A 16,954-nucleotide genomic window follows, 5' to 3' on the forward strand; every position below is an offset into this window, starting at 1 on the left:
GCTTTGCACCGGTACGTCCGTATGCGCTACGTCGCTATGTCCTTCAAAGGCCGAGATACGCCTTCACCGCCGGCAAGCCGTCCTTGCCGTCATAGGTCTTCACGCCCGCGAGCCACGCGTCGAGCACTTGCGGGTTCTTCTTCAGATAGTCTTTGGCGGCGTCGGCGGGCTTTTCCTTGTTCATCACCGATTGCATGACGACGTTTTCAAGTTGGGTCGTGAAGCGCAGATTGCTCACGAGCTTGCCCGCATTGGGGCAGCGCGTCAGAAAGTCCGTCGAGGTCAGCGTGTAGACGCGCGCGTCGCCGTCGTTGGGGCCGAATACGCCGTCGCTGCCGCTCAGATACTTCATGTCGATGGTGATGTTCATCGGATGCGGCTCCCATCCCAGGAACACCACCCACTTCTTGTCGCGCACGGCGCGATCGACCGTCACCAGCATGCCCGCCTCGCTCGACTCGATCAGCTTGAAGCCGCCCAGACCGAACTGATTGGTCGCGATCATCTTCTGGATCGCCGCGTTCGCACTGCTGCCGGGTTCGATGCCGTAGATCTTGCCGTCGAGTTCGGCGCGATGTTTGGCGATATCGGCAAAGGTCTTCAGGCCTGCATCGTATTCGTAGGTCGGCACCGCGAAGGTGGCCTTGGCGCCGGTCAGATTAGGCGGCTGCAGCACGTCGATCGCCTTGGCGTCCACGAACGGCGCAATGGCCTTCTCCTGCACCGGCCACCAATAGCCGAGCGAGACGTCGAGCTGTTTGGTCTTGAGCCCCGCGAACGAAATCGGCACCGAGGCGACGGTCGTCACCGGTTGATAGCCAAGCCCTTCGAATACGGTAGACGCGAGTGCAGTGGTGGACGTAATGTCGGTCCAGCCGATATCGGCAAAGCGCACGGCGCGGCAGGACTCGGGGTCCTGCGCGAAGGCCGGCTGCGCCAACACGGCCGCGGCGGCCACTGAGGCAACGGCGGCCGCGCGACAGACGGACAAGGCTTTGACGCTTAACTTCATGAGATTCCCCTTTCGGACACGTTTGACTGCGTGTTTCGAATCAGGCCGCACAGCGGGCGGCCAACCGGACATGCTGGACTGCGTGGTGTGACGTAAAGTACAACCCCATATTCTGCGCAAAGCGACCGTCAGCGACCCGTACTTGCCTGGTCGCGACCATGAGGGAAAACCAGCAGCGCGGCCGGTGCGGTGCAGCATCGCCTGCCGGGGCACAATGAACAGACGTTAGCAGCCGCGAATATTGACGAACCTTGCCGGCGCGTGTCCCGCTTGCTACGCTTTTGGCCGTCCCCCGAACCGCTTGCCCACGCCCGAGCCGCCGCACGATGCCCGAAGACATTTCGTTCCTGTTGCTGCCGGGCTTCTCGGCGATCGGCTTCATGTCCGCGGTCGAGCCGTTGCGGGTGGCGAACCGCTTCCGCGACAACCTGTACCGCTGGCATATTCTCAGCATCGATGGCGCGCCGGTGGCCGCGAGCAACGGCATTTCCTTGAACGCCGAAGCGGCCTTCGACGCCGTCAAGCACGCGTCAACCCTGTTCGTGGTGGCGGGGTTCGAACCGCTCGCCTGCTATACGCGTGCGCTCGGTAGCTGGCTCAAACGGCTGGACCGTGCAGGCGCGACTTTGGGCGGGATCGACACCGGCAGTTTTATCCTCGCCGAAGCGGATCTCTTCGGCGCAGCGGACAGCCTGACCTTGCATTGGGAAGCGCTATCGGCGTTTCGCGAGCGCTATCCGTCGCTCGCGGCCAGTCAGGAGTTGTTCGAGATCGGCGCGCACCGCATCACGTGTGCGGGCGGCACGGCGTCCATCGACATGATGCTCGACCTGATTGGCCGCAGTCATGGTGCCGCGCTGGCGTCGGCGGTTTCGGAACAGTTTGTGGTCAGCCGGATCCGGCAGCGGTCCGACCATCAGCGTATGGAAATCGCCGCGCGTTACGGTGTGCACAACCGCAAGCTGATCCAGGTGATCGGCGTGATGGAACAGCATATGGAAGACCCGCTCGCGCCGGCCGAACTCGCGCTGGAGATCGGCGTGACGCGCCGGCAACTCGAGCGTCTGTTTTGCGCCGCGCTCAAGGACACGCCGACGCATTTCTATCAGCAGCTACGGCTCAATCGTGCGCGCGAGTTGCTGCAGCAGACCGACATGACGATCACGGCAATCTGCGTGGCGTGCGGCTTCGAATCGCCGTCGCACTTTTCGCGCACCTACCGGGCGCGCTTCGGGGCGAGCCCGCGCAGCGACCGCAGTCCGTTGGGAGGCGGCAGCAGCAGGGGCGGCGACTCACATCGCCGCCCGCCTTCCCCTTAGAACGAATGCCGCATGCCGATCCGCACATCCGACTGCGTGCTGGTGGTGGACGGCGTGAAGCTATAGCCGATCACCGCATCCACACCGCTCGATGCCTTCAGGTAGTCACCCGAGATATACACGTCCGTGCGCTTCGACAGCAGGTAATGCAGGCCGAGCGTGCCCTGGTTCCAGTGGTGTCCCTCGAAGCTCGTGTACTGGTAGCCGCCAACCGCGCTGAAAGCCGGCGTGATCTGCCAGTTCGCGCCGCCCTCGCCCACCTGCATATGCGCCGACTCCCCGTAGGCCTTGATCGTCGTGTACGTATAGTTGGCGTTCAGCGTGACATTGCCGATTGCATAGCTGGTGCCGACGCCGAAGGTACCCTGCTTGTCGACCGCGAACGAGGTGCTCGAATAGAGATCGGTGATGGCGCCCGTGGTGGGGTTGACGCTGATCGTCGGCCGGCCGAGGAAGGTGCTCGTGCCGATCATCGCGTACGGATCGAACGCGTAGATGCCGAACGGATTGTTCAGTTGGGTGTAGGCCGCGCCCAACGTGAACGGACCGTTCGCGTAGTGCGCGCCAAGGCTATAGGCGCTATCCTGGTGGAAGTCGCCCGCCACGCCGCCAAACGAATACAAGCCGCCAAAGGTAAAGCCCGCAATATCGTTAGAGAGGAACTTCACCGAGTTAGGCAGACGGTCGCCGTTGAAGCGGTCGAAGTCGCCCTGATGGATCGCATAGCCGCTACCCCATGCCGAGATGTTGTAGATCGATACCATCTCATTGGTCAGGTCGAGCTGATTGCCGAACGACAGCGTGCCCCACTGGTTCTTCAACCCGACATACGCCTGGCGGCCGAACTCGGCGCCGTCGAAGGCGAGCTTGCCCGTCCCGAGGTGAAAACCGCTTTCGAGGACGAACACCGCGGACAGGCCGCCGCCGAGGTCTTCGTTACCCTTGAAGCCAATGCGGTTGCCGTAGGCAATGCCGTCATCGAACTTCACGACATGCGAGCCACCGGTATTGCTGACGTAGGTGATACCCGCATCCAGAATCCCGTACAGCGTGACGCTGCTCTGGGCCTGGCTGACGGCGGGGACGCTGGCGAGCGCGAAGGCTACGCCGGACAGTGCTGCGGCATTCTTTCTTTTCATTGTGTCGTTCTCTCTTGCCTTTGTCGATGGGAAGAGCGTTCCGCACAAGCAGTAGCGGAACGGCCCGATCCTGCTGGAATGACGCGCCGTCTTTGCAGCGCTCGCCGCGCGTTTCCACGCAATCCCACGCGACGATGGTGGGACAGTACAAGCCCATATTTCCACCAACTCGACCAAAGGCGACGCCGATTGGTCTGATTGCGACAACGAGGGAAAATGCTAAAGACGTGCTGCGGCGCAGCGGGCATGAGACGCTTCTTCAGGGGCGACTTGTCATGCCGAATGCAAAATGCGGCTTGCCGAATGCCGCTTTTCGACGCTAGTGCAGCCCTAAAGACGCTTGAACGGCATGCAAGCCATCTGCACCACTAAGGGTCGTCACGCCCTTAAGCCACGTTGACAGCAGCTCAGGATTGGCCTGCAACGCACGAAGCGCGGCCGTATTCACATCCACCTTGTTTTGCAGCACATTGGTGATGATCTGGTTCTCGAGGTCTACGTTGAACGTGACCTGCTGGAACAGCTTCGCGAGATTCGCACACTGGCCGGCAAAGCCTGCTCGCGTCACCGTATTGACAGTGGCGCCGCCGTAGTTCGGACCGAAGTACGCATCGCCGCCGGAGAGATACGCGAGATGGAACCTGGTGTTCATCAGATGCGGTTCCCATGCGAGAAACACGATCCACTTCTTGTCCCGCACCGCCCGCTCCACCTGAGTCAGCATGCCCGTCTCGCTCGACTCCACCAGTTTCCAGTCGCCGAGACCAAAGGCCTTGTCCGCAATCATCTTCTTGATGTTCTGGTTAGCGGGCGCACCCGGCTCGATGCCGTAGATCTTGTCGTCGAACTGGTCCGCGTGCTTGACCAGGTCGGCGAACGAATGCACGCCCGCAGCGGCGACATAGTCCGGCACGGCAAGCGTGAACTTCGCATTGGTCAGGTTCGCGTGCAGCACGTCGACCGAATGCTCTTCGACGAAAGACTTGACCAGCGGCCCCTGGGCAGGCATCCAGTTGCCGAGGAAGACGTCGATTTGCCCTTTCTTCAGGCCTTGATAGGTGATCGGCACCGACAGGTTCGACACGTTTTGCTGATAGCCGAGGCCCTTTAAGAGCAAACCGGTGACGGCATTGGTGGCGTCGATGTCGGACCAGCCCGGATCGGCCATGCGGACCTGCGTGCAGCTTTGCGGGTCCGCCGCATGGGCCGCGAGGCTCGCGAAGCCGCACAACGAGGCTAATAGCGTGGAAAGCAGGAAGGTCCAACGTCGTTTCATGGTGGGCTCCGGTTCGGTCAGTGTGTTAAATCCGCTAGATGCGTTCGATTCGTTCAATGGGTTCGATGCGTTCGCGGCGGCTAAGGCGTCACGCGTGGAAAACGCGCCATCGCTTCGAGCGTGTCGAGCTCAATGTGATTGCGCATATAGCGCTGGCTGGCGTCGTTGAACGGCTGCCAGTCCCACGACTGGATGCGGCCCTGCGTGGTCGCTTCGAAATGAAAGCGGCGGCGCCGCTGGCTCGCCAGCACGGCTTCGCGCAGGGCCGGCAGGTCCCAGCGGCTAGCTGCTTCGGCACGGAATGCTGCGAGCACGTCGGCCCATGCGGCGCTTGTGGCGAGGTTGAGGAGCTCTTGCGGGTCGACGGCAAGGTTGTAAAGCTGGTCCGGATCGACCGGCGAATGAATGTACTTGAAGTCGCCGCGCCGGATCATCACGATCGGCGCCAGCGCCCCTTCCGCGAGATATTCGCCGATCGCCTCGTCATGGCCGCCCTCGCCCTGCAGATGCGGCACGAGACTGCGGCCGTCGACGGGGTCCGGCCATTCGTCGCGGCGCGCGCCGGTCGCGAGTTCGACGAGCGTCGGCAGCAGATCGAGGTGCGATACCGAAGCGGACACGCGATGCGCCGCGAAGCGCCTGGGCGCATGCACGATCAGCGGCACGCGGATGCCTCCTTCGAAACAGGTCATCTTGTACCAGAGGCCGCGCTCGCCCAGCATCTCGCCGTGGTCGGAGGTGACGATCACGATGGTGTCGTCCGCGAGTCCCGTGGCATTGAGCGCGTCGAGAATGGCGCCAAATTGACGATCGACGTACGACAGCGCGCCGTAATACGCGTGGCGGGCATTGCGTACCTGCTGCTCGGTGGGCGGCGTGCGGTCGGTTTCGCAGACGACGCGCAGGCGCCGCGAGTGCGGATCGCTTTGCTCCGCGGTGAGCGAGGTGCGCGGCAGATCGATCTCGTCGTCACGGTACAGGTCCCAGTATTCCTGCGGGATCGCATACGGATCGTGCGGATGCGTGAGCGAGGCGACGAGGCAAAACGGCCGTTGATCGCGCCCGGCCTGACGTTCGCGGGCGACGTCGAAGAGCTTCTGGCGCGCGGTGAAAGTGACCTCGTCGTCGAAATCGAGCTGATTGGTGCGCACGCAAGGGCCTGCGTCGAGCACCGAGCTCATGTTGTGATACCAGCTTGGGCGCACTTCGGGCTGCGACCAGTCCGGCACCCAGCCGAAGTCGGCCGGATAGATGTCGGTCGTGAGCCGCTCCTCGAAACCATGCAACTGATCCGGGCCGCAGAAATGCATCTTGCCCGACAGGATGGTGCGATAACCGGCCGCCCGCAGATAATGCGCGAAAGTTAGCGTTTGCGCTGGAAATTCGGCGGCGTTATCGTAGGCGCCTATGTTCGACGGCAGTTTGCCGGCCAGCATCGAGAAGCGCGCCGGCGCACACAGAGGACTCGCGCAATAGGCGGAATCGAAGACAACCCCTTCGCGAGCGAGAGCATCGAGACGCGGCGTGCGCGAAATCGTATGACCGTAGGCCTGCAATGCGAACGGCGTCATCTGATCAGCCATCAGGATAAGGATATTCTGCTTTGTGTTAAGGCTCATGAGCGGGGTCGATTAGAATCTTGATGATTTCCGCGCGGCTGACGCGCGGCTTCATGACGTGCCGCGTCATGCGCGAGAGTCTTCACTATTGCTGCTCATTGGCGCACTGTGAAGGTGCTCAATGCTTATGGGCCCATAAGGGGGACTTATGCCGAGACAGGATCGTTTGCCGCCGATGCAGACATTGTCGGTGTTCGAATCGGCAGCGCGGCTTGCGAGCTTTACGGCGGCCGCGCGCGAGCTCGGCTCCACGCAGCCGGCGGTGAGCCAGCGCGTCGTGCAACTGGAGGAAGATCTCGGCACGCCTTTGTTCGCGCGAGGGCATCGCGGCGTTTCGCTCACACCTGAAGGCGAACGGCTTTTCGAAGCGGTCCGCCAAAGCCTCGACACCCTCCGCGTGGCCACGGCCGACATCCGCGCTCGCCGCGCGACGGGCGAATTGACGATCCTGACCGATTTCGGCTTTGCGACCTATTGGCTGATGCCACGCCTCACGCGCCTGAAGCAGTTGATGCCGGAGGTGGACGTGAAGATCATCACGTCGCAGGCGGCGTTCGACCCGCGCCGCGACCGCGCGGATATCGCCATCGCATTCGGCGACGGCGACTGGGCGCCGTGCACATCGACGCGGCTGTTTACCGAGGAGGTCACGGCGGTTTGCTCGCCGGCGTTTCGCGACGCTCATCCCAGGGTTGCTCAGGCGGCCGATCTCATGAGCCTGCCTTTACTGCACGTGCAGCCCACGGAACCGGTACGCTGGCTCGCATGGAGCGACTGGTTTGCGGCCCATGGTCTCTACCCGCCTGCGGACCGGCACGGCATCACGTTCAACAGTTACGCGCTGGTGATCCATGCGGTGTTGATGAACCAGGGTATCGCGCTAGGCTGGACGCCGCTGGTGGACGAACTGCTCGCGACGGGGCAACTGGTGCAGTTGCTCGATCAGCCGGTGGTGACTTCGCGTGGCTATTTCCTGGTGTGTCCGCAGGCGCGGCCGGAAGCGGCGGCAGTGCCGCTGTTCAGGCGCTGGCTGTTCGACGAATGCGCGTGAGCCGGCGCCTGGCGTGACATCTTCGATGCCATGCGTCACGGGGCGCTGACGCTCCGATACCAGCATGACGGCGTTTCGATTCTATGCGCGGGAAATCTGGCCTGATTTACTTTGGCATTCCCGCGCGCTCAATTGGACGTTCTGTTCCCGATGGCGCGGGTTTCCCTATCGAAGTCAAGGAACCGCATGCCCGCCACCGATCGCTCCCATCAGTTCGCCCTGACCTTGTCATGCCCGAGCGCGGCAGGCCAGGTCGCCGCCGTTGTTAGCTTTCTCGAACGGCATCATTGTTATATCGACGAGTTGACGGTCTTCGACGACGACATCAGTGCGCGATTTTTTGTGCGGTGTGTGTTTCATGGGGTTGCACTCGCGCCTGCGTTGCCTTTGCAGATTGATGCGTTGCGGCGGGAGTTTGCGCCTATTGCATCCGACTTCGAGATGACGTGGGCGATTCACGATGTCGCGGTGCGGCCCAAGGTTTTGATCATGGTGTCCAAGCTTGAGCACTGTCTCGCGGATTTGTTGTTCCGCTGGAAGATGGGGGAACTCAAGATGGATATTGTCGGGATTGCTTCCAATCATCCTGATCTTGAAGGGCTCGCGGTGCAGCATGGGTTGCCGTTTCGGCATTTACCGGTTACTGCTGAGACGCGTGCCGCGCAGGAGGCTCAGGTGTTGGAGCTCTTTGAGTCTAGCGGCGCCGAGTTGATGATTCTTGCGCGGTATATGCAGATTCTCTCCGATCAGACCAGCCGGGCGCTTGCTGGGCGGGCTATCAATATTCATCATTCGTTCCTGCCTGGGTTTAAGGGGGCTCGGCCTTATCATCAGGCGCATGCGCGTGGGGTCAAGTTGATTGGGGCTACTGCGCATTTTGTCACTGACGATCTGGATGAGGGGCCTATCATCGAGCAGGTTGTCGAGCGGGTCGATCATTCGTTTGGGCCGGAGCGGTTGCTCGCTGTTGGGCGGGATGTTGAATGTATTACTTTGGCTCGGGCTGTTAAGGCTTTTGTTGAGCGGCGCGTGTTCATTAATGGGGAGCGGACTGTGGTTTTGTGATTTTTCTTCTTTCGCTGCGCGGCGGGTTGTTGTTCTTGCGGTGTTGGTCTTTACTTGCATTCTTGGTGGTCTGTTGGCGTTGCCTTTTGGCTGTTTGCCTACGGTGTTGGCCTTTCCTTGCATTTTTAGTGGTCTATTGGCGTTGCCCCTGTGCGGGGCGGCACTTACTTTCTTTGCCGCCGCAAAGAAAGTAAGCAAAGAAAGCGGGCTGCCACCGCCAGCCCGTAGTGAGCCATCTCAGCATGCTTCGGGAAACGGCCCAACACGAGACGCGCCCCCGCGTTTCCACCGTTCTTGACACAGCGCTCATCCACCCCACTCCGCACTCCGTGCGTCGCGGATGGGTTTGCATGGGAAAGCCGGCGCGCTAAATAGTTAGAATACCTACACAGCCTTCCGAATGAATTATGCCCCGCGGCGGGCGCGCAGCGCAACGCTGGAACGGATGACGACCTTGTCACTAACGGCTATGCCGCGAGGGCGCATCTCGTCTTGGGCCGTTTCCACTAGCAGACCTAGATGGCTCACTACAAGCTGGCGGTGTGAGCCCGCTTTCTTTGCTTACTTTCTTTGCGGCGGCAAAGAAAGTAAGTGCCGCCCCGCACAGGGGCAACGCCAATAGACCACTAAAAATACAAGGAAAGGCCAACACCGTAGGCAAACAACCAAAACCACCACCCCCCAACAAACCTCAGTGCTTATACCCCTGCCGCGCAAGCAACACCCAAACCCCGTCACGTTTCTGCCAAACCATCAACTGATCGAAATCGACCTCCGAAACCTTGCCTGCACTCTCCACCGTCCCGGAAAAATGATCACGAACAATAGCGTCGTCTCCGGCCAGCGTCGTCGCCGAATTGCTCAGATCGATTCGCCGATAATGCGTCGCGCCGCCTGCAATCGTTTCGATAAACGCCGCCTGATCCTGCACACGGCCATTCGAATGCCCATAGCTAAGCGCCTCGGAAGTCACGGCCTTCATCCCCTGCGCATCACCGGCAAGCATGGCCGCATTCAGGCGCTGCACCGCTGCGTTCACAGCGGCTTCGTCCGGCGCCTGCGCGGCCGCGCTCAAACAAGCAAGGCTCAGTACCCCCAGGCAGATCATTCTTTTCATCAAGTAACACTCCTTGAAGCACGCCCTACGTTGCGCGCAAGCAGCAGTCAAGCGGCACGCAGCGAGGCATCGCAAACGCCACCCTGACGCCACCGCTCGACAGACCCCGCACGCCGAACCGCTCTCTACGTTCAATAGAACGGCCTGGCCAGATGATGAGAAAACCACACCACGAACACGCCCAACGCCAACGCGCCAAACGGCAAAACTCGCCGCCAATCGACCACGGGCACGCCATCGTCCAGTTGCATATCCTGCGCCATCCGCGCAGGAAACCGTCCACGATCCTGCCAGAAATGCCGGTAGAAGAACACCGGGACTATCAGAAGCATCGCAATCAGCCCATTGCGCATGGTCCCCTCGCCTTGCAGATCCGCCCCCGCCCCGATGAACGCCAGATCCAGATACCCGCACACCGCGCCCGCCACCAGCAACCAGCGCGCGCAACGAAACGGCCGGTCCGCGTTCGGCCGGTCCATCCGGTGAATCCAGCCCGATTGCAGATTCAGAAACACAAAGATCATGTAGCAAACGTTCGAAACCGATAGCACCGTCATATAGTCCGACATCAGCAGCAAGATCAGGTTGAAGCCCAAATCGGTCCACATGGCGCGCGTCGGCGATCCATGCTCGTTCACGTGCGACAGATAACGCGGCAGCCATCCATCCACCGACGCCTGGTACAAGGTCCGCGACGACCCCATCATCGACGTCATCACGATCAGCAAAATCGACAACATCAGCATCACCACGATCACCGCCGAAACCAGCGCCCCGCCGCCCACCATATGCGCCATCGCCGCAGCCACGCCGGTACCGTCGACGATCTTCGGATCGAGCATCCCCGCCGTGCCAAGCGCACCCTGAAACGCCAGCGGCACCAGCGTCATCACCAGCAGACACAACAGGCCCGACCAGAAAATCGCCTTGACGGTATCGGTGCGCGGATTGCGAAACTCGCGCGTGTAGCACACCGCCGTTTCGAACCCATACGCCGCCCAGCCCGCCATGAACATCGCGCCAAACGCCATGGTGACGCCAGTGCCGTTCCACGCACCGAAACGCGATGCCGTCAATTGACCGTGAGCGTCATGCCCAAGCGGCAATAGCGGCCATAGATGCGCTGCCGGCACATCGCCCGTAATGAACGGCACGATTCCAACGATCAACAGGGGGACTAACGATGCAATGCCGAGAATCCGCTGCGTCTTGGCCGCTTTCGAGGCCCCGCTATGCTGGAGTTTGAAGGTAATGAGGAGAAAGGCAGCAGCGATCACGAAGGTGGCGTTGATGCGCAGCGTCAGACCTTGCTTGATGAAGCCCAGATCGAGCAGCGTCAGGTGCCAGGTGTTGATCGCGGCGTCGGGCGCAAACAGGCTCGTCAGCGCATAGTTGGCGGCGAGTCCTGTGCCGAGTGCAAGCATCGGCGACCATGCGAGCCAGTTGCACCAGACCGATACCGGTGCAAGCGTTTTGCTGTAACGCACCCAGGCCATCGCGCCGTACACCGAGGCGCCGCCCGACTTATGGGGAAATAACCCGGAGATTTCCGCATAGGTCGCGCTCTGCAGCAGGCCCATCACAATCGAGCCGATCCAGATGGCCCACGCAGGTTGTCCAATCGACGCGGAGACCCCGCCAATCGTAAAGAGAATGCCTGCGGGTACGCCGCTCGTTACCCAGAATGCGTCCTTCCATGTGAGGCGGCGTTGCAGTGTGTGGCCTGCTTGCCGCTCCGTATCCTGCTGCGCGCCTTGCGCGCTACGCGTTCGCGGTGTTACCTGTTCCATCCAGAGCTCTCCAGTGACGAGCCTGCCCTGGGCCGAAACGCGTACAACACAACACACGGTACAAGCGATCACACCACCGCCCGTACCGTGCCCATGCAACGTCAAAGGAAGGACGTTACTGCGCTCCAGCCACCCAGCTATCCACCCGATCGCCATGAGCGGCGATCCACGCATCAGCTGCAGCAGCAGGCTTGGTACCGTTCTCCGTCGCCAGCATCACGCTGTCGATTTCGCCCGGCTTCCATTGAAATTTCTTCAGAAACGCAACCACGGGTGCTGCCTTTGTCTCCAACCCGGGGTTGATCACATTGTCGACGTGTTCCGCATCGCCGTAAACTTTCTTGGGGTCGTCGAGGAACTTGAGCTTCCACTTCGCAAACATCCAGTGCGGCGCCCAGCCCGTGACGATCACAGGTTTATTGGCATGCATCGAGCGCGCAAGTTCCGCAGTCATGGCGCTGCCCGAACTCGGCATCAACTGATAATCGAGGCTATAGGCCTTGATGGCGTCGTCGGTTTTCTTCATCACCCCGGCGCCCGCATCGATCCCGACGATGCGTCCGCCAAAATCCGCCTTGTGTGCTTCGAGATCGGCAATGCTAGTCTCCGGCACATCAGCCGGCACGATCAACCCAATCTTCGCGTCCGGAAAGTTAGTACCGAGATCAGCCACCTTGGTCTTGAACTGATCCCAGTAGGCACCCTGCGTCACCGGCAGCCAGGCCGAGAGCGTCGCATCCAGATCGCCCCGCGCCACGCCCTGCCACATGATGCCGGCCGCCACCGGCACGAGCTGCACCGGATAACCCAAACGCTTTTCGATCACCTCGGCCGCGACGTTCGACGTCGCTACGCTATCGTCCCATCCTTCGACGTAGCCAATCTTGATCGTCGGTTTCGTGTCTGCGGTAGCCGTCACGCTTGCGCCCATCATCGTGATCAGCGCAGCCCCCAAGGCGCTGCATAGCAGCTGCTTTTTCAAGCCTTTCATGGTCGATCTCCTTGTACCCGCCCACGCGGTGAGCCTTTAGAATCCCCAGCCAGAAATCGCCACGAAGTAAGCTTTGCGACGTCTGCTTGTCCAAATGCGACCTGCATAAGTCGTTCATTCAGCAGACTATTTATCCACCACCAGATCGGACAGCGGCTTGCTGCAACACAGCAGCACCATGCCCTGGTCGATCTCGCGCTGACGGATGCCGCCGTTGTGTTTCATCTCCACCTGTCCCGACACCAGCTTGACCTTGCAGGTGCCGCACATGCCCTGCGTGCACGACGCAGGCAAGCGCACGCCGGCCTGGCGGGCCGCATCCAGAACGTGTTGATCCGTACCGCAATGAATCTCGCGGTTGCTGCGCGAGAAGCTCACCGCGAACGTGTTCGCGAGCACGTCTCCGTTTTCGGCCGGCGCAACTTCGGCCAGCAGCTCCGGCGCCTCTTCAATCAGCGTCTCGAATGAGAAACTCTCCTCGTGATAGTGCCGGCGATCGAAGCCCGCTTCGTCCAGCAGGTCGCGCACGGCCTTCATATAAGGCGCGGGGCCGCAGGTAAATACTTCGCGCTCCATAAAATCCGGCGCGATCAGTTTGAGCAAGGGCAGCGTCAGAAAACCGGTGACCCCTGGCCAGTTCGTGCGTGTCCCGACCCGCTCGCACACAAACGACGCGCGGAAATTGCTCTGGTTAGTCGCAATCAGATCGAGTTCGCGCGCGAAGATGATGTCCTCCGGCGTGCGCGCGCTATGCACGAAGGCAATGTCGCGGTCTTCGCTCAACTCGTGATGCGCGCGGCTCATCGACATCAGCGGTGTAATGCCCGAGCCCGCCGAGAGAAACAGATACTTGCGCGCCGGATGCCGTGCGCAGGTGAATTCGCCGGACGGTCCCAGCACGCGGACCTGCGCACCGGCTTGCAGATTGTCGTGCAGCCAGTTCGACACCTTGCCGCCCGGCACCCGTTTCACGGTGATGGAGATCGTATGCGGACGCGTCGGCGACGACGAAATCGTGTAGCACCGGTTGATCGTCTCGCCGTCGATCTCCAGTTCGAGCGTCACGAATTGCCCAGGCTCGAAGGAGAACCCATGCCCTGCCGGCGAGCGGAAGAAAAAGCTCTTGACGTCATGGGTTTCCTGACGCACCTGGCAACAGACGAGAGTCTCTTCGACGTCGCTCGTCCAGCGCGCCGGCAGCGTGCCCCAGAATTGCGGCTTGGTTAGCCGGCTTTCGACAGGTTCGAAGGTTGCCGCATCCCGCATCATTGTTCGCTCCACCTGCCGCCAGGCATCCGGTTGTTAATCTGCTGTCACTTGTTGATCTGTGCTGCGAGGCGCCCGATATACCAGTCGCTGAACTTCTCGACGAGCCCTTCCGTGTACGGCGAATACGGACCCGGCTCGTACGCGCTGCTCGCGGCGCCGCGTTGCGAATATTCGACCAGCGCACGGTCCTGATCGTTGGTCGCATTCCAGACCGCGGTCAGGTTCTTGACGTCGTAGTCGATGCCCTCTTTCGCGTCCTTGTGCACGAGCCATTTCGTGCGCACCAGCGTTTCGTCGGCGGAGAGCGGAATCACCGAGAACGTCACGATGTGATCGCTCATGAAGTGGTGCCACGAGTTCGGCTGGGTCCAGAACGAGAGTCCGCCCAGATCGGCTTGCTTGAATTCGCCGAGCAGTTTTTTCGAGGCCACCTTGGCATCGAGCGTCTGCGATTCGCCGCTACGATCGAGCGGCAAACGTTGGGTGCGAAAACCCGTCACGTCGGACAGGCGATCCACTTCCACCGATGGCAGGTCCATCGCTTCCCATTGCGCGGAACGCTCCACACACTCGCGCTCGAACGCCGCCATGCCCTCGGCATTCGCCGGCGAAGGCTGATAGCCGAAGCCGTATTCGTACAGCGAAATGGTCAGCTCAGGATGGTTCGCGACGCAGTGATAGCACTCGCGGTTGTTCTCCATCGTCAGCTTCCAGTTGCCTTTCTCGATGATGTCGATGGTCGCCGCAATCTTGCAGTTCGGCAGATCGTGCGGCAGCAGATACGGCTCCATGGCGGCGCGCATCACGTCGAAATCGACGGGCGGTTCTTCTGCCAGGCAAATGAAGATCAGGCCGGCGAGACTCTGCACGTGGACCGTCTTGAGGCTGTGCTTGCAGCGGTCGAACTGTTCGCCCATATGCTCGGCAAACATCAACTGGCCGGTCAGGTTGTAGGTCCAGCTGTGATACGGGCAGACGATATTGCCGACCGAACCCTTGTCCTCGTTGCACAGCCGCGCGCCGCGATGACGGCAGACATTGTGGAAGGCCCGCACCTGCATGTCGTCGTCGCGCACGATCAGGATCGAGTCGTTGCCGAGTTGCACGGTCGTGTAGTCGCCCGGTTCGGGAATGTCCGGCTCGACGGCGACCTGAATCCAGTGCTGGCGGAAAATGGCTTCCATGTCGAGCGCGAAAATTTCGTCGCTCCGATAAAACGGCGCTTCGAGGCTATAACCCTTCTTGCGCCGGTCGACCAGCGTGTGAATGTCTGCCGATACTTTCATGTGTGCTCCGGAATTGCTAGGGCCGTGGTGCGGCGCAAAATCAGTAATCGATGAGTTGATGCTCGCGCAAATAGCCGAGGATCACTTGTGCTTTTTCGACCGAAGTCCCTTCAATTACGACGCTGCCGCCGCGGCTTTCCGTGGTCGTCGCCGAGAGCATCCGCGCATGGCCGGAACGCTTCTCCTGAGCGGCGAGCCGAACCGGCTTGCGCAATGCGGCGGCCACCGTCCACGCGCCGGCATCGGCGCTGATAGACGGGCTCACGTGTGCGGTTTCGATGGAGCCGGCCTGCTGGCGCGCATACGCATAACGCGGCGTAACGCCCGCGAGCGGATGCACCGCCACCACGGCGGGCAGCGCGGCCTCGACGCGCCTACGAACACCTTTCGGCAAGAATTGCCGCACAGTGACGCGTCCTTGCGCGACTGAAGCGTCCACGGCCGCGCCGAGCAGCGGATAGCCGAGCGCGTCGGCGAGCTGGTAAGGCAGCATGCCGCTGTCGAACCCGCCCTCCGCGCAGGTGCCGGTCAAGATCAGGTCGTAGTCCTGCAAGCGGAGCGCCAGCGCGGCGACGGCGTCGTCATCCTCACCGCAGGCCAGCACTTCGATGCGTTCGGCGCCGAGCGCCAGATAGTCTTGCAGCGCGGGATTCAACGGATCGCCCGCGTGCAGCGTATCGAGCCGCGCCCCAAGCTGACGCGACAACTTGCGGCCTATTTCCAGCGCGGCGGCATCGTTGCGGCTGTAGCGCGCCACGCCGCTGACCGGGTGACGCCCCACTGAAACGAGTACTGCAATGCGTGTCGGTGTGCGGCTCATGCTGCGACTCCTTCGGCAACGGCCACCGTGGCCGGCGTGCTTGCCTGCGATCGCGACGTGCGGGCCAGCGCGACCGCGTCGATCAGCGATGCGATGGTGGCCTGCGTATCGCCGATGATGGTCAGATTGGCCCGTTTGACGATCGGCGCGCTGCCGTCGAGATTGACCGCGATCACGTGACGGCAATCCTTGATGCCCTGCAAATGCTGAACCGCGCCGGAGATGCCGAAGGCGATATACACGCTCGCCTCGACGGTCTTGCCGGTCGCGCCGATCTGCTTGTCGCGTGTGAACAGGCCGTTGTCGACGGCCACGCGGCTCGCGCCGATGGCCGCGCCGAATGAGCCCGCCAGCTTCTCGAAAGCGCCCACATCGGTCACGCCGTTGCCGGCGGAGACGATGAAATCCGCTTCTTCGAGCGCGACCTGAGCCGCGTCGATCTCCTCGATACCGAGGTCGCCATAGGCGTCGCCGGCGGACTTGCTGCTTGCCGCGACGAAGGGCATTTCCAGATGCTCGCCTGCGCCGATGAACGGCAAGCGCGGATCCACCGCACCCGCTGCCAGCAAAACAATATCCGGCAGCGCGCGCGTCGCGAATGACTTCTTCGCGTGGACATACGCGCCAACGTGAGACGCAGAAAGTTCGACCACGTGCGTCGCAACGCTCGCTCTCGCATAAGCCGCGTAACGGCGGCCAAGGTCGCCGTCGCCCGTCGCGTTGTCGGGGATCAGGATATGCGCGGGGGAAAACTGTGCGACGCAAGCCGCCAGCGCCTGCAATTCGCTTTCAGGCGCGAACGTGCGGCGATCGAACGACGCCACTTCGATCACCTTGTCGGCGCCGAGCGCAGCGGCATCGTCCTTCAGCTCGCCTAGCACCAGCAGGGCGACCTGCGTGTGCGCATCGGCAATCAGCGCGGCGCCGGCGAGCGTCTGACGCGCATGTTCATCCAGCGAGCCGCGATCGCTATGGGCGACCACCAGCAATGTACGTTGCGCCGCGTGCGTGGTACGGCGCGGCCTGGCGTTGCCGCCACCATGCGCCGTGCCATGTTGATGGGCCTGTGCAGCACGAAGCACATCGTCCTGCGACGCCCCTTCTTCCAGCACCGCGCCCAGCGTAATGCGCTTGAGTCCTGCCGCCGTGATGGTGAACGGCCTGCGCGGATCGATACGTTTGAGGATCGTGTTCATCGCT

14 protein-coding genes are annotated in these 16,954 nt (G+C 61.7%); 3 read left to right on the plus strand and 11 right to left on the minus strand.

Annotation, left to right across the window (positions count from 1 at the left end):
• Nucleotides 1-43: 43 nt before the first annotated feature.
• Nucleotides 44-1,012 carry a choline ABC transporter substrate-binding protein gene (locus BUS12_RS10605; RefSeq protein WP_074295651.1) on the minus strand — a complete coding sequence of 323 codons (969 nt, stop codon included), beginning with the start codon at nt 1,010-1,012 and terminating at the stop codon, nt 44-46.
• Between the two features lie 326 nt (nt 1,013-1,338).
• On the opposite strand from BUS12_RS10605, the gene BUS12_RS10610 reads away from it, so the two are divergent.
• Nucleotides 1,339-2,331, plus strand: a complete 993-nt coding sequence (locus tag BUS12_RS10610; protein WP_074295652.1) for a GlxA family transcriptional regulator — start codon at nt 1,339-1,341, stop codon at nt 2,329-2,331.
• Here the strand turns inward: BUS12_RS10610 and BUS12_RS10615 are convergent.
• The 3 genes from BUS12_RS10615 to betC all read right to left on the minus strand — a co-directional run bounded on the left by BUS12_RS10615 (nt 2,328) and on the right by betC (nt 6,365).
• The gene (locus BUS12_RS10615; RefSeq protein ID WP_074295653.1) at nt 2,328-3,470 is read right to left on the minus strand and encodes a porin; all 1,143 of its coding nucleotides are present in this window, start codon (nt 3,468-3,470) and stop codon (nt 2,328-2,330) included. The genes BUS12_RS10610 and BUS12_RS10615 overlap by 4 nt on opposite strands.
• Nucleotides 3,471-3,789: 319 nt before the next feature.
• Nucleotides 3,790-4,746 (minus strand): choline ABC transporter substrate-binding protein, encoded by a 957-nt coding sequence (locus BUS12_RS10620; protein ID WP_074295654.1) that lies wholly within the window; start codon nt 4,744-4,746, stop codon nt 3,790-3,792.
• A gap of 80 nt (nt 4,747-4,826) precedes the next feature.
• Nucleotides 4,827-6,365 (minus strand): choline-sulfatase, encoded by a 1,539-nt coding sequence (betC, locus tag BUS12_RS10625; protein ID WP_074295655.1) that lies wholly within the window; start codon nt 6,363-6,365, stop codon nt 4,827-4,829.
• Between the two features lie 148 nt (nt 6,366-6,513).
• Between betC and BUS12_RS10630 the strand changes: the two genes are divergently transcribed.
• Both BUS12_RS10630 and purU read left to right on the plus strand, forming a co-directional pair.
• A complete protein-coding gene (locus BUS12_RS10630) occupies nt 6,514-7,416 on the plus strand; it encodes a choline sulfate utilization transcriptional regulator (RefSeq protein WP_074295656.1) in 903 nt (300 codons plus the stop codon).
• 186 nt (nt 7,417-7,602) lie between these two features.
• Entirely contained in the window at nt 7,603-8,481 is an 879-nt protein-coding gene (gene purU / locus BUS12_RS10635; protein WP_074295657.1) for a formyltetrahydrofolate deformylase, read from the plus strand.
• 691 nt (nt 8,482-9,172) lie between these two features.
• Here purU and BUS12_RS10645 read toward each other — a convergent pair.
• The 7 genes from BUS12_RS10645 to BUS12_RS10675 form a co-directional block, all read right to left on the minus strand.
• Complete coding sequence (locus BUS12_RS10645; protein ID WP_074295659.1) at nt 9,173-9,598, minus strand: nuclear transport factor 2 family protein; 426 nt, start codon at nt 9,596-9,598, stop codon at nt 9,173-9,175.
• Nucleotides 9,599-9,729: 131 nt separating this feature from the next.
• Nucleotides 9,730-11,388, minus strand: coding sequence for a trimethylamine N-oxide permease (locus tag BUS12_RS10650; RefSeq protein ID WP_074295660.1), 1,659 nt, complete (start codon nt 11,386-11,388; stop codon nt 9,730-9,732).
• 115 nt (nt 11,389-11,503) lie between these two features.
• Complete coding sequence (locus tag BUS12_RS10655; RefSeq protein ID WP_074295661.1) at nt 11,504-12,379, minus strand: glycine betaine ABC transporter substrate-binding protein; 876 nt, start codon at nt 12,377-12,379, stop codon at nt 11,504-11,506.
• A gap of 126 nt (nt 12,380-12,505) precedes the next feature.
• Nucleotides 12,506-13,648 (minus strand): FAD-binding oxidoreductase, encoded by a 1,143-nt coding sequence (locus BUS12_RS10660; RefSeq protein ID WP_074295662.1) that lies wholly within the window; start codon nt 13,646-13,648, stop codon nt 12,506-12,508.
• Nucleotides 13,649-13,692: 44 nt separating this feature from the next.
• Nucleotides 13,693-14,934, minus strand: coding sequence for an aromatic ring-hydroxylating oxygenase subunit alpha (locus BUS12_RS10665; RefSeq protein WP_074295663.1), 1,242 nt, complete (start codon nt 14,932-14,934; stop codon nt 13,693-13,695).
• 40 nt (nt 14,935-14,974) lie between these two features.
• Nucleotides 14,975-15,754, minus strand: coding sequence for a drug:proton antiporter (locus tag BUS12_RS10670; protein WP_074295664.1), 780 nt, complete (start codon nt 15,752-15,754; stop codon nt 14,975-14,977).
• The gene (locus BUS12_RS10675; protein ID WP_074295665.1) at nt 15,751-16,950 is read right to left on the minus strand and encodes an electron transfer flavoprotein subunit alpha/FixB family protein; all 1,200 of its coding nucleotides are present in this window, start codon (nt 16,948-16,950) and stop codon (nt 15,751-15,753) included. Before BUS12_RS10675 ends, BUS12_RS10670 begins: the two co-directional genes overlap by 4 nt.
• Nucleotides 16,951-16,954 lie beyond the last annotated feature (4 nt).

Origin of the sequence: Paraburkholderia phenazinium (assembly GCF_900142845.1) — a bacterium.
Taxonomy (GTDB): Bacteria; Pseudomonadota; Gammaproteobacteria; order Burkholderiales; family Burkholderiaceae; genus Paraburkholderia; species Paraburkholderia phenazinium_A.

Excerpts from the sequence above, each read along its gene's own strand:
- BUS12_RS10605 (WP_074295651.1), bottom strand. The coding sequence starts at position 1,012 with ATGAAGTTAAGCGTCAAAGCCTTGTCCGTCTGTCGCGCGGCCGCCGTT.
- BUS12_RS10610 (WP_074295652.1), top strand. The coding sequence starts at position 1,339 with ATGCCCGAAGACATTTCGTTCCTGTTGCTGCCGGGCTTCTCGGCGATC.
- BUS12_RS10615 (WP_074295653.1), bottom strand. The coding sequence starts at position 3,470 with ATGAAAAGAAAGAATGCCGCAGCACTGTCCGGCGTAGCCTTCGCGCTC.
- BUS12_RS10620 (WP_074295654.1), bottom strand. The coding sequence starts at position 4,746 with ATGAAACGACGTTGGACCTTCCTGCTTTCCACGCTATTAGCCTCGTTG.
- betC (WP_074295655.1), bottom strand. The coding sequence starts at position 6,365 with ATGAGCCTTAACACAAAGCAGAATATCCTTATCCTGATGGCTGATCAG.
- BUS12_RS10630 (WP_074295656.1), top strand. The coding sequence starts at position 6,514 with ATGCCGAGACAGGATCGTTTGCCGCCGATGCAGACATTGTCGGTGTTC.
- purU (WP_074295657.1), top strand. The coding sequence starts at position 7,603 with ATGCCCGCCACCGATCGCTCCCATCAGTTCGCCCTGACCTTGTCATGC.
- BUS12_RS10645 (WP_074295659.1), bottom strand. The coding sequence starts at position 9,598 with ATGAAAAGAATGATCTGCCTGGGGGTACTGAGCCTTGCTTGTTTGAGC.
- BUS12_RS10650 (WP_074295660.1), bottom strand. The coding sequence starts at position 11,388 with ATGGAACAGGTAACACCGCGAACGCGTAGCGCGCAAGGCGCGCAGCAG.
- BUS12_RS10655 (WP_074295661.1), bottom strand. The coding sequence starts at position 12,379 with ATGAAAGGCTTGAAAAAGCAGCTGCTATGCAGCGCCTTGGGGGCTGCG.
- BUS12_RS10660 (WP_074295662.1), bottom strand. The coding sequence starts at position 13,648 with ATGATGCGGGATGCGGCAACCTTCGAACCTGTCGAAAGCCGGCTAACC.
- BUS12_RS10665 (WP_074295663.1), bottom strand. The coding sequence starts at position 14,934 with ATGAAAGTATCGGCAGACATTCACACGCTGGTCGACCGGCGCAAGAAG.
- BUS12_RS10670 (WP_074295664.1), bottom strand. The coding sequence starts at position 15,754 with ATGAGCCGCACACCGACACGCATTGCAGTACTCGTTTCAGTGGGGCGT.
- BUS12_RS10675 (WP_074295665.1), bottom strand. The coding sequence starts at position 16,950 with ATGAACACGATCCTCAAACGTATCGATCCGCGCAGGCCGTTCACCATC.